This window comes from Barnesiella propionica, assembly GCF_025567045.1.
Classification (GTDB): domain Bacteria; phylum Bacteroidota; class Bacteroidia; order Bacteroidales; family Barnesiellaceae; genus Barnesiella_B; species Barnesiella_B propionica.
On the sequence record NZ_JAOQJK010000001.1, the window covers coordinates 446,962 to 459,887 of the forward strand.

At 38.3% G+C, this 12,926-nt stretch carries 11 protein-coding genes; 9 read left to right on the forward strand and 2 right to left on the reverse strand.

What is annotated here, in order from left to right:
• Nucleotides 1–6: 6 nt before the first annotated feature.
• On the reverse strand, nt 7–1,161 hold the full coding sequence (locus OCV73_RS02020; protein WP_147548553.1) for a hypothetical protein: 1,155 nt from the start codon (nt 1,159–1,161) through the stop codon (nt 7–9).
• Nucleotides 1,162–1,437: 276 nt separating this feature from the next.
• On the opposite strand from OCV73_RS02020, the gene OCV73_RS02025 reads away from it, so the two are divergent.
• From OCV73_RS02025 to OCV73_RS02050, 6 genes are all read left to right on the forward strand, one after another.
• A complete protein-coding gene (locus OCV73_RS02025; RefSeq protein WP_147548555.1) occupies nt 1,438–1,839 on the forward strand; it encodes a hypothetical protein in 402 nt (133 codons plus the stop codon).
• Nucleotides 1,832–3,118 carry a DUF3440 domain-containing protein gene (locus OCV73_RS02030; RefSeq protein WP_147548557.1) on the forward strand — a complete coding sequence of 429 codons (1,287 nt, stop codon included), beginning with the start codon at nt 1,832–1,834 and terminating at the stop codon, nt 3,116–3,118. The genes OCV73_RS02025 and OCV73_RS02030 overlap by 8 nt, the downstream gene beginning before the upstream one ends.
• On the forward strand, nt 3,111–3,671 hold the full coding sequence (locus tag OCV73_RS02035; protein ID WP_147548559.1) for an IbrB-like domain-containing protein: 561 nt from the start codon (nt 3,111–3,113) through the stop codon (nt 3,669–3,671). The genes OCV73_RS02030 and OCV73_RS02035 overlap by 8 nt, the downstream gene beginning before the upstream one ends.
• A 33-nt stretch (nt 3,672–3,704) precedes the next feature.
• Nucleotides 3,705–4,112 carry a pyridoxamine 5'-phosphate oxidase family protein gene (locus OCV73_RS02040; protein WP_147548561.1) on the forward strand — a complete coding sequence of 136 codons (408 nt, stop codon included), beginning with the start codon at nt 3,705–3,707 and terminating at the stop codon, nt 4,110–4,112.
• Nucleotides 4,113–4,543: 431 nt separating this feature from the next.
• A complete protein-coding gene (locus OCV73_RS02045; RefSeq protein WP_147548563.1) occupies nt 4,544–5,629 on the forward strand; it encodes a phosphotransferase enzyme family protein in 1,086 nt (361 codons plus the stop codon).
• 237 nt (nt 5,630–5,866) lie between these two features.
• Nucleotides 5,867–6,979 carry a TlpA disulfide reductase family protein gene (locus tag OCV73_RS02050; protein ID WP_147548565.1) on the forward strand — a complete coding sequence of 371 codons (1,113 nt, stop codon included), beginning with the start codon at nt 5,867–5,869 and terminating at the stop codon, nt 6,977–6,979.
• Nucleotides 6,980–7,034: 55 nt separating this feature from the next.
• Here the strand turns inward: OCV73_RS02050 and lon are convergent, their stop codons facing one another.
• Nucleotides 7,035–9,428 carry an endopeptidase La gene (lon, locus tag OCV73_RS02055; protein ID WP_262512842.1) on the reverse strand — a complete coding sequence of 798 codons (2,394 nt, stop codon included), beginning with the start codon at nt 9,426–9,428 and terminating at the stop codon, nt 7,035–7,037.
• A 234-nt stretch (nt 9,429–9,662) separates the two neighbouring features.
• On the opposite strand from lon, the gene OCV73_RS02060 reads away from it, so the two are divergent.
• The 3 genes from OCV73_RS02060 to OCV73_RS02070 all read left to right on the forward strand — a co-directional run bounded on the left by OCV73_RS02060 (nt 9,663) and on the right by OCV73_RS02070 (nt 12,900).
• On the forward strand, nt 9,663–10,373 hold the full coding sequence (locus OCV73_RS02060; protein WP_147548569.1) for a tRNA1(Val) (adenine(37)-N6)-methyltransferase: 711 nt from the start codon (nt 9,663–9,665) through the stop codon (nt 10,371–10,373).
• A gap of 117 nt (nt 10,374–10,490) precedes the next feature.
• Nucleotides 10,491–11,090 (forward strand): HdeD family acid-resistance protein, encoded by a 600-nt coding sequence (locus OCV73_RS02065; RefSeq protein ID WP_243764699.1) that lies wholly within the window; start codon nt 10,491–10,493, stop codon nt 11,088–11,090.
• A 388-nt stretch (nt 11,091–11,478) separates the two neighbouring features.
• Nucleotides 11,479–12,900 carry a hypothetical protein gene (locus OCV73_RS02070; RefSeq protein ID WP_147548571.1) on the forward strand — a complete coding sequence of 474 codons (1,422 nt, stop codon included), beginning with the start codon at nt 11,479–11,481 and terminating at the stop codon, nt 12,898–12,900.
• Nucleotides 12,901–12,926: the final 26 nt, after the last annotated feature.

Genomic DNA, 12,926 nt, shown 5'->3' on the forward strand with positions numbered 1-12,926 from the left:
TGATGTTTATATATGTTGACCGGAAATTTCAGAAATTCGTTCCAGTCTCAGATATGTTTCTTTGTCGAAAGCTATGATGAGCTCGTCATTTTTGTTGTCTATCCCCATATAAACGGGGCCGAACACCTCGGTTTCGGGGCCTATCCATTCTCCGGAGAATAAGTTTATATTACCTTCCGATTGTTTGCATATACCTTTAAGCATTCCGGATTTCCATGAAACGAAAGCCTTAACCGGTAATCCTGAAAGATATACTATTTTATATGTTTGTTTATCTTTTACTATTCCTACAATATATTTTCCTCCGGGAACAAATTTCGTCGTGTCTCCCCGAAAAGAAACCGCTTTCCATATCCCTTCAATGGGATTATCCGGCCTGTTTTTTACTTTTTCCCGTATACTTTCTTCATTCCAGCCACTTTCTCTTATTCTTTGCTTAATAGTTTGTTTTGTAGTGAGCTGTTTCAATATTACCTTCGCTCCCGTACCAATTATTATTCCGGCTTTTTTACCCCCTGTCTCTGTTAACTTGAAGGAGCCTGCGAAACTTTGTCCGTCTTTACCTACGAAAATTTTACAGAGGTTTTCTTCTTTGACTATATTTACGGTATTATCGTCCGATTTGTAATCATAACTATAACAATTGTTGCAATTCCAATCTTTTAGAACAGTCGTATTTCCATTCGTAACCGAAAATATTTTACAGAATATAAACTTTTTATCTTCAAAGTTATTTCTTTTTTTTGTATCGTATTTGAATAATATAGCATGATAATTACTATCGTTTTTAAAATCCCAGGTAAATCCCCATTCCGGATGGGAAATCTTTAGGGGATACTTCTTTATATTTCCGTTTTTCCCTTTGGAATATTGAGGGTATTTTTTACCTTTTTCACAATGAAGATTGGAGAGTTTTGCTGTTATAATATAATCGTTCATTCCTGCCGATGATATTTCTGTTACGTTAATTGCCGTTTTATTACGTTCTCCGTTCCAGTCAATGAGTTTGTTATCTGCGATTTCGGAATGTCGGAGCTCTTCATTGTGTATTTCCCATGCGTGAGAATTGTCGGTGAAATTATCTTCCCATAATATTTTTTGTGCATTTAAAGACATGACGCTTATTAAAGCAATAAAAGATAATCTAACTCTTGTATTCATATTGTGGATATTGGAGATTGTCACAAAGATAATAAAAGCATTTGAACTATGGAATGAAGGTTTAAAATGATATAATAAATGAATAAATAAGGATATTTATATTAAAATAAGTAATTAATAAGTCTTCATTAAATTTAATAATAAAAAAAATATGACATATTAGTGATTTTTAATATTAATGTAAAGATTTTTTTTATTTATTTTGAATCGAATAGTTTACTATTGCTAATAAATAAGTTGTTTGCGTTAAATCACTTTACTTTTAATAGGTGCGGAATGATACACATTGAAAAACTAAATGGTCTGGACAAAAGGTTATATGAGTTGGTTGCTCCGCTTATAATGAATCCGGTCGTTTTGAGAAAAAATCGTAATTATCCGTTTAAGACTACTCGTAAATATATATGGTACGTAGCGGTTGAGGATGATGCGGTAGTTAGCTTTTTGCCTGTTGAATTCAGAGATAATCAGGCTATCATCAATAATTATTATGTATCGGGAGACAAGCCGGGAGTACTGTCTGAACTTATTGCACAGGCAGTACGGGAGTACGATGATAATTATAATTTAGTATCGGTTACACTCAATGAGCATATCGATGCCTTTAAAGAAAACGGATTTGGTGTGAGGCTTGAGTGGAAACATTATGTGAAAATGTCCCGAAAGCAAGATGAATAATAAAAATGTTTATGAATTAACACAAGAGCGGATAAAGAGAATATTCATGGAATTCGATAATGTCTATGTTTCCTTTTCAGGAGGAAAAGACAGTGGAGTTCTGTTAAATATGTGTATAGATTATATTCGGCAGAATAATCTTGATCGTAAATTAGGTGTTTTCCATATGGATTATGAAGCCCAGTATTCCATGACTACCGAATATGTAGACAGAGTTTTGGCTCAAAACCGCGATATATTAGAGGTATACCGGGTATGTGTACCTTTTAAAGTTGTAACATGTGCATCGATGTATCAGAACTATTGGCGTCCCTGGGATGAATCTATGAAAGATATATGGGTCAGGGAAAGACCGGCAGAATGTTATACATGGCAGGATTTTCCTTTTTATAGGACAGATATGTGGGATTATGAATTTCAGATGCGGTTTTCTTTATGGCTTCATGAAAAAAAGAATGCCGTGCGTACCTGTTGCTTGGTCGGAATACGTACGCAGGAAAGTTTTAATAGATGGAGAAGCGTACACGACGAAAAAAAATTTCGGCGTTATCACCGGTGGGGATGGACCCGTAAAATGTACAATGATGTTTTTAATGCCTATCCTATTTATGACTGGCGTACGACCGATATATGGATAGCAAATGGCAAATTCCACTGGGATTATAATCGTTTGTATGACTTATATTACAAAGCCGGAGTGAGCATAGAAAGGCAGCGTGTTGCCAGTCCTTTTATATCCGCCGCTCAAGAAAGCTTGCGGTTATACAAAGTTATCGATCCGAATACCTGGGCGCGTATGATAGGCCGGGTGAATGGAGTAAATTGTACTGGATTATATGGTTCTACCCGAGCGATGGGATGGCAATCTATCCGTTTGCCGAAAGGTCATACATGGGAAAGTTATATGTATTTTCTATTAGGTACCCTGCCGGAAGATACGCGAAACAATTATTTGACAAAACTGGCGGTAAGCATTGATTTCTGGACAAAAAAAGGAGGCTGTCTTTCCGAAGAAGTTATTGCGAAATTACGAAAAGCAGATGTTCCTTTTGAATTAGGAGAATTTACTAATTATAAGACGACAAAGACTCCGGTAAGGATGAATTATCTGGATGATATAGACATTCCGGAATTTCGTGAAATTCCTACCTATAAGAGGCTATGTATCTGTATTATGAAGAATGACCATGCTTGTAAATATATGGGATTCGCTTTGACGAAAAAAGAAAAAGAGAGTATTAAGGCTGTTCTTGAAAAATATAAAGTAATAGATGAGTGAATTGATAAATTATAAAAGTCCTGTTTATCAGGTTCAGGCAGTACCGGTAGAGAAAGTTAGGGCCAATAGTTACAACCCTAATGTCGTGGCTCCTCCTGAAATGAAATTATTGGAACTTTCGATCTGGGAAGACGGTTATACAATGCCTTGTGTATGTTATTATGTTCCCGAAGAGGATATGTATGAATTGGTGGATGGCTTCCATCGTTATACGGTAATGAAAAAATCCAAACGTATTTATGAACGGGAACAAGGATTATTGCCGGTAGTCGTGATTGACAAAGACCTCTCAAACAGGATGGCTTCTACTATTCGTCATAACCGGGCGCGGGGATCACATAATATCGAACTGATGAGCGAAATCGTTTCGGAACTTACTAAATCGGGTATTTCTGATGAATGGATAATGAAGAATATAGGCATGGATGCCGATGAACTTTTACGTTTGAAACAAATATCGGGCTTAGCTGAATTATTTGCTGATAAAGAATTTACAATTCCTGTATATCGCAGGAAAGGACGTTTGTCTTCGGAAAACAAGAATGTGCACTGACTTGTTATATCTGAAAATTAAACAAGAACGATTATGGAAGAAATTAAACAAAAAGCCTCTGCGTTATTAAAGAATTGTAAGACAGTAGTATTAGCTTCAATAGATGAAAAAGGTTTTCCCAGACCTGTGCCAATGGATAAATTAAAATCGGAAAATCTTTCAGTCATATGGTTCGCAACGGGAGCCAATGCTGAAAAAACGAAACAATTTCATGTAAATCCCAAAGCCGGTGTTTGTTGTTATGAGGGGAATAATAGTGTGGTTCTTACAGGACATATCGAAGCTATAAGTGAGATGGAACATAAGAGGCATATGTGGGATAATGAACTGATAAAATATTTTCCACAGGGAGTGGACGATCCCGATTTTTGTCTTTTGAAATTCAAGGCCGATAATGCAACATTATGGATTGACGGAGATTTTCAAACTATAAAAGTATAATTTTCCGGTTACCCTTTTACTGGTTTTCGTCGGAGTTAAAACAAGGGATTGACGGAGTTTTTACTTCAATAACCGAAACTTCTCTGGTAAAAGAGATAAACCGTTGTGGTTTGTGTTACTGGGGCTTTGGAATGTGAGTGTCTGTTTCAGGTAATGGCCGGTTATTCAGTTATGAATGGGTAAACCCCGGTAGTTGTTTATGATGTAGGTCAACCGGAAATAGAGATAAATCTTCGTATAAATATGGATAGGCAAATCGTAGAAGGTTTATTTTCGGAATAAAAATTTTGTGATAAAGCAATATCTGCAGGCTCTGGTTATGTTTTATACCAGGGCCTGCGGTTATTTATGAAATAGTATTAAAAAGCAAATTTTCTTTTGTGTGTTTCTTTTTATTTCTTTTTCTTTGCAAAACACTAATATAGGAAAGCATGGAAAACCTAAAAGAAATTACGTCACATTTTAAATTGGAAGGATCTGTTCAAAATATAGCTCCTTTAGGTACTGGTCTTATTAATGATTCATATCGTGTGAATACGCAGGAAGTACATACTCCCGATTATGTATTGCAACGGATCAACCATGACATATTTACCGATGTGGATATGTTGCAGAATAACATAATAGCAGTAACCTCTCATATCCGGAAGAAACTGGAAGAAAAGAAAGAAAGTGATATCGGACGGAAAGTTCTGACTTATATTCCTTCTTTGGACGGCAGGTATTATTATTTTGACGGTAATAATTACTGGCGTATGATGATATTTATTCCTGGAGCGAAAACTTATGAAGCTGTAACACCTGAATTTTCGTATTTTGCCGGATTAGCTTTTGGTGATTTTCAATCTATGCTTTCAGATATTCCGGTGAAATTAGGCGAGACAATACCCGATTTTCATAATATGGAGTTTCGTTTGTTCCAATTACGTGAAGCGGTAAAAAAAGACCTTGCCGGTCGTTTGAAAGGAGTGCTTTATTATGTGGATGAAATTGAAAAACGGGCACAAGACATGTGCTTGGCCGAGCAATTGCACAGGGAAGGTAAATTACCTAAAAGAGTTTGTCATTGTGATACGAAGGTAAATAATATGATGTTCGATGCAGATGGAAAAGTATTATGTGTTATTGATCTGGATACGGTAATGCCCAGCTATATTTTTTCAGATTACGGTGATTTTCTTCGTACCGGAGCCAATATGGGGGAAGAAGACGATAAAGATTTGGATAAAGTAGCTTTTAATATGGAAATATTCAAAGCCTTTACACGGGGATATCTGCAAGCTGCGAAAGTGTTCCTCACTCCTGTAGAAACAGAAAATCTGCCTTATGCCGCTGCCTTGTTTCCTTACATGCAATGTGTACGTTTTCTGACAGATTATATAAATGGAGATATTTATTATAAAATTAAATACCCCGATCATAACCTGGTACGTACGAAGGCGCAATTTAAACTTTGGCAAAGTGTGGAATCTCGTCACAAGGAAATGAAAGAGTTTATTGAACGCTGTTTGGATTAAAAGCAGAGACAGAATTACATAGCGGGTCTTAAAATAAAAAGCACGATTTATCGTGCTTTTTATTTTAAGATGTATCGTTTCTGTTATAGCCGAAATTTAAAAAAAAGATGATGCTCTGTTTGCTTATTATTCTGTATTTGATTTATTTATTGAGATGAAGTAATTGACTTTTTGCCTGTGCTTTGTGAGGTTAAATAAGAGTTGCTATATTTGTAATCAAGTAAAATCATAAAGTATATGAATAGATTATTTTTTATGATAATAGCTGTTGTTATATTGACAGCTTGCGATCAGGTTCCAAAATCTTATGAAATTGCCGGTACGGTAGTTGAGGCTGCTTTTAACGGTAAAATGATATATTTATCACGCAGTAATGGCGATGAGTTAGTCAATATAGATAGTACTATAGTCGAAAAAGGCGTATTCCGTTTTAAAGGAGTACAGGATGAACCTGTGATGGGTTATATTCGTTTTGGCCGGGATAATATGGATCTATATTCCCCTTTGACTTTTGTCTTGCAGAATGGTAGTATTTCTGTCCGGTTGGGAAAGGAATTTTCTTGGGCAGAAGGCACTGAGTTGAATAATGAATTAAAAAATTATCAGGAAAGATACCGGTCTTTGAACTTCGCTTACGGACAGCTGCATGAAAAATATGTAAAAATGGCAGGCGACAGTACATTAACAGAACAACTGGAATTTAAATTCTCCGTACAGGCCGATTCTATAAAAAGACTAAGCAATAAGCTGTCGAAATCCTTTGTAGAAAGAAATCTGGATAATGTGGCCGGAGCTTTTATTTTTGCCCGTAACCGTTCTGATTTTTCAGATAGGGAACAGGAGCAGATTGTGGCTAAGTCCGAATCGGTATTTAAAACTGATGCAGGAGTACGGAAAGTCATAGATCGGCTAAAAGCTGTCGAGAAGGTTTCGGAAGGCAAACAGTTCGCCGATATTATATTAAACGTACCCGGGGGAAAAGACAGCCGTCTTTCCGATTATGTAGGGAAAGGTAAATACGTCCTGCTGTCGTTCTGGGCTTCCTGGTGTTCTCCCTGTAAAATATTTATGCCGGATATGAAAGATATATACAGGAGCCATGCCGGTAAATTGTATGTGGTAGGTATCTCGCTGGATAATAATGAAAAAGAGTGGTTGGAGGCTGTTCGGGAATTGAACGAATCCTGGCCGCAGTTTGCCGAATTGAAAAGTTGGAATTCAAAAGCCGTAAGAACATACGGAATAGATGCTATTCCCCAATTTATATTGATTAATCCTGATGGAACCATAGCCGCCCGCGGATTAACGGAAAAGACATTGAAAGATAAACTGGAAACTTTAGTACAATAAGGAACAAAATAAAAACAGGATGTATTTTGATCCATCCTGTTTTTATGTGATAATTTTAAGATAATTTTATCGGGTGTGTAACCTGTTCTTTTAGCAAGGCTATATCCAGAACCTCCTTGATATTGCGAACGTAATGAAATGTGAGTCCTTTCAGGTAATCTTCTTTGATCTCTTCAATATCTTTACGATTCTCTTCACATAAGATAATTTCTTTGATATTGGCCCGTTTGGCGGCCAGTATTTTTTCTTTAATACCTCCTACGGGAAGTACTTTTCCCCGCAGTGTTATCTCACCCGTCATAGCCAGATTCGCTTTTACCTTTCGTTGAGTAAACGAGGAGGCGAGAGAAGTTACCATCGTGATGCCGGCAGATGGACCGTCTTTGGGAATAGCTCCTTCCGGGACATGAATATGTACGCTCCATTTGTCAAATATATCTTCATCTATATTCAGCATTTCAGCATGAGCTTTAATATATTGCAGGGCGATGATAGCCGATTCTTTCATGACATCTCCTAAATTTCCGGTCAAGGTCAGTTTTTCACCCTTTCCTTTATTGAGACTTGATTCGACAAAAAGTATTTCTCCGCCTACAGCCGTCCAAGCCAGTCCTGTAACTACGCCGGCGTATTCGTTACCTTCATATTTATCACGGTTGAATTGAACTGCTCCCAGATATTCATGCAAGTCGTTCACCGAAAGGGTATGAGGGTATTCCTGGTTAGATGCTTTCTTTCTGGCTATCTTACGCATGATTTTGGCTATTTTTTTATCCAGTTCCCGAACACCCGATTCACGGGTATAAGAATCTATGATAGTCATCATGGTCTTTTTGGGAATATCCAGATCTTTTTTATCCAAACCATGGTTTTCCAATTGTTTTGGAACCAAATGCCGCCGGCCTATTTCAACCTTCTCCTCCAGGATATATCCGTTGACATCGATTAGCTCCATACGGTCCAGTAACGGTTGCGATATGGTATTCAGGTTATTGGCTGTTGCAATGAACAGAATTTTAGATAAGTCATAATCAATATCCAGGAAATTATCGTGGAATGCATTGTTTTGCTCCGGATCCAGTACCTCCAATAAGGCAGAAGCAGGATCACCCTTAAAATCATTTCCTATCTTGTCTATTTCATCCAGTACGAAAACAGGATTAGAGCTTCCGGCTTTTATGAGCCCCTGTATAATACGGCCGGGCATTGCTCCTATATAGGTACGGCGGTGACCGCGGATTTCCGCTTCGTCATGCAGGCCTCCTAAAGATACCCGTATATATTTTCGTTTCAGAGCTTCGGCAATAGATTTTCCCAAAGAAGTTTTTCCGACTCCCGGAGGACCGTACAGGCAAATGATAGGAGATTTAAGATCTCCTCTTAATTTTAATACCGCAAGATGTTCCAGTATGCGTTCTTTTACATTTTCCAGTCCGTAATGGTCTTTATCCAATTGCTTTTGTACATGAGGCAAATTGAAATTATCTTTGGTATATTCGTTCCAGGGCAACTCTATCATAGTTTCCAGGTAATTGTACTGTACCGAAAAATCGGGAGATTGAGGATGCAGCCGTTCTAGCTTTTTGATCTCTTTTTCAAAGACTGCCGCTACTTTTTCATCCCATTTTTTCCGGGAAGCCTTGTTCCTGAGTTCCTGTATGTCCTGTTCCTGTACGCTGCCGCCCAGCTCATCCTGAATAGTACGTATCTGCTGTTGCAGGAAATGCTCTCTTTGCTGCTGGTTCAGGTCTTCTCTCGTCTTGGACTGGATATCGGCTTTTAGCTCGATAAGCTGAGCTTCCCGGGTCAGCATGCTATATAAACTGAACGCTCTTTTCTTGAGGCTGTCGATACTTAATAATTCTTGTTTTTGTGCGGCCGAAATGGGTATGTGCGAACATAGGAAATTGATCAGATATACCGGGTTCTCTATATTGCGTATAGCGAAAGTAAGCTCTTTGGTCGGTTCGCCTATATTTTGCAATATATTGAACGTAATATCTTTAATGGAAGCAATGAGTGCTTCGAACTCTTTGTCATTCGGTTCAGGGATATATTCTTCCAGTAAGGATATGTTTCCTTTTAAAAAAGGTTCGGTGCCGGTTATTTCGTTGAGGAAGAAACGCTTTTTTCCTTGTAGGATCACAGTCGTACTGTTATCCGGCATTTCCAGTACTTTTATTATTTCGGCGATTACACCAACAGGAAATAAATCGTCATATCCCGGGTCGTCCACGTCTACCGATTTTTGACAGGTCACGCCTATATAAGTTTTCTTGGTTTGGGCCTCTTTGATGAGCTTCAGAGACTTATGTCTTCCTACGGACACCGGAAGCGCTACTCCCGGATACATAACCATATTACGAAGGGCGAGAATTGGCAGATCCTTATCTTTCAATCCTTTACAGCTCGTATCAGGGTCTCCTGTTACCTCAGTAAATATAGGCATAATCGGGGTAATATTTTCTTCGTTATCGCAATACATATGAATGGTTCCTCTCGTTTTTTGTTAATTAATTAGGTGATTGTCATTTTGTCATGTTTGTTAAAACAAGGACAGGTTTAGGTCAATTATAAAATACATTATACATATAGACAACTAACGTGCCAAATTTAATCATTCGTGTCCGCATGACGAAATTATTATTATTTTTTCCATATTTGTACCTGTAAAAAAATAATTATGTCCAATCCTTTTTTTCAATTCAAGCGATTTACAGTTTATCATGATCTGTGTGCGATGAAAGTCGGTACCGATGGTGTATTGCTGGGTGCGTGGTGCGAAGTAAAAAAGAGCCGTCATATTTTAGATATAGGAGCCGGTACAGGACTTATATGTCTTATGGCAGCTCAGCGTTCCGATGCCGGGATTGACGGGGTGGAAATCGACCCTCTCGCTTGTACACAAGCGAGAGAGAATGTATTGCGTTCTCCCTGGCCTGACAGAATAAGGTTATATAATGAATCATTTCAGGAATTTTCGAAACATACGGATATAAAATATGACCTTATTGTTTCTAATCCTCCTTATTTCGAAGAATCGGTATTGCCCGATGAACACACCCGTATAAATGCCCGGCATACGGTATCTCTCAATTACGATGATATTTTTCGTTGTTCTGCTGACATACTGGCAGCAACCGGGCGTATTTCTTTAATTTTTCCTTTTTCTATGGAAGAGCAAGTAGAGAAGAGTGCTATGCGGCAAGGATTCTTTCCTATACGTAAAACATATGTGTCCGGTACTCCCCGGAGCTTACCTAAACGTATTTTGGAAGAATGGGGAAGATATGAGAGTTTATATGAGAGCGATTCATTGGTAATAGAGGAAAAGAGACATTCCTATACTCCTGAATATATAAATCTTACACGGGATTTTTATCTTAAAATGTAACAAAGTCTGCCGACTTCTTAACAAACATTATTACGGAGGTAAAATCAAAACCTTCGTTACGTTGTTATACCCTTATAAAAATTTAATGGAGTTAATCATCTTAAAAATGAATCAAAAATGATGGACATTTCAACAATTAATTTCTGGGGAAAGACCAAATATTGGTGGGTAGTAGTCATATTGGGATTGCTGTTGATTCCCTGTGGTTTCTGGTTGTGGTTTCAACCGGTGATAGGGTATGCTGTAATTTCCACTCTGTTAGGGTGGGGGCTTGTACTGGCCGGAGTAGTACAATTATTGGTCGCTGGTAATGTGAAGCGCAAAGCAACCGGTTGGGGCTGGTGGCTCGCAGGAGGCATAATTGATATTTTTATCGGTTTTGTTTTGATAGGTAATCTTTCTCTGAGCGAAACCATCTTACCTTTCTTTTTTGCCTTTGTGTTTTTATATAAAGGTTTGAGTAATTTATTCTCGGCTTTCGGTATGACCTCTTCTTATAAATACTGGTGGCTGTACCTGATAAACGGTATATTATTGCTTGTCATAGCTTTCTTGTTTATGTATTCACCTTTCACAGCGGCATATTCGATCGTATTCTTATGTGCTATTGTGTTTGTTTATTGGGGCTTTTCCCTTATTTTGTTCGCTTATGATCTTCGCCCCCGCGTAGGTGATGGTACTGATAATTCGCAACGAACAGGTTCCGATTTACTATAATATACGGTTTAAGCCATTATTTAAAGATACTGCTTCGAATTTAGAAGTGGTATCTTTTTTATATGATTATATGTGCTCGCATATTTATTTTTATCGTTTTAATTAAATAAATATATTTTCATGTCACGTAAGAATGTTGTAAATAATATCAGTAAGATGTATTTTGTCTTTGTTTATAGTAGTTAAATAAAATCGTTAAAGTGTCAGTTAATTTCTCCAAAATGATAATTTTGTACAAAATCATTCCGAAAATGCAGCAAAAGTGTTTTAAATATACTCTATGTTTATAACAAATTTATATCTTTGTACAAGAACCCGTTATCTGTGTATTAAACCTTTTCGGGTATGTGGAGTCAAAGTATAATAATAATTAATGGGAGGAATGAATATGAAAACGAAGAGAGTATCCTTATTCCTGATATCGGTCATCATGACGGTTACTTTTTCTTTCGGGCAAACGTATATTCTGGAAGATGATATATATTATACCCCGAAAGCGAAAAATCCGGTGGTTGAACAAAAGAAGAAAGAAAAAGAGAAAGAAACTTATAGGGAGAATAGCCGACAAGAAACTTCTTATCAATATGAGCGGGATGTAGATGAATATAATCGTCGGAGCGATGTGACCGTCGATGATGTCGTTGAGGCTCAGAAGGAACAGGGAGAATCGCAAAAAACTTCTTTGAAAAAGTCGCGAACTGTCGGTAATGATGATTATAATTATGATGATGGTGAGGGATATTATCTGAATGGATTTAATGGTTCACAATCCGATTATGAATATGCCACTCGTATTCGTCGTTTCCATAATCCGCGATTTACAATAACCATTGGAGATCCCGGATACAATGATATTTATTTTCTTAATTCCAGCGATTGGAATGTATACGTTGACGGGCCGTATGCGTGGGTAACTCCTACATGGTCCAATCCTTGGTACTGGAATTATACATGGGCCCCTGCATCTTATGGCAGTTGGACGTGGAGAATGTATCCATGGGGGCCTTATTGGGGAGGTGGAATAAGTTGGAATTGGGGGTACAACTGGGGATGGAATTCTTGGTATTATCCTCATTACCATCATTATCATGGCTATTATCCTCATTCGGGTCATTGGAACTATCCTTATTATCGGAATACGTCATACAGCCATGGAACATTAGGCCGAAACAACGGTCGTAATATGGGGACGTCTGTGTCAACAGGAGGTTCCCGCCAGAATAACCGGAATCAGGGAACTGTTTCTTCCGGAAACGGTTATAGGGGAAATGGCAATAGTTCGGGAACGATTTCCTCCGGAACAAGAGGACGCGGCGGAAATACGACCGGGACTATCGGTTCGGGTACGACGACAAGACCCGGGGTAAATGAAAGCTCTGCAAACCGGGGACGTCAGCAAGGTGTAACAACCAACCGGGGTGGTAATTTAGATACTCCTATAAACGGAGATAATGCAACTATTATGAATAATGGCCGTGGTTCAGGAACGTCGGTAACACGTCCGTCTACAGGTACGGCAAGTCCTTCGGGAAGCTCGGGAACCCGTGGCAGGACTGGTATTAATAGCGGGAATTCTTCGGGAGAACGTTATTCTGCACCATCCGGAACTTCTCGAGGGCGGTCTTCTTACGGTACAGGTTCTTCTTCGACAGGACGTTCTTCTGGTTATACGAGAGGTTCGTCGCCTTCGGGCACGAATAACAGGAATTCGTATTCGGCTCCTTCGTCACGCCAGTCCAGCGGGAGTAGTTATAATAGCGGAGGAAGCCGGAGTAGCGGAAGCAGCCGGGGTAGTAGCCGCGGTCGATAATGATATGTTAATTTAAGATGTATATA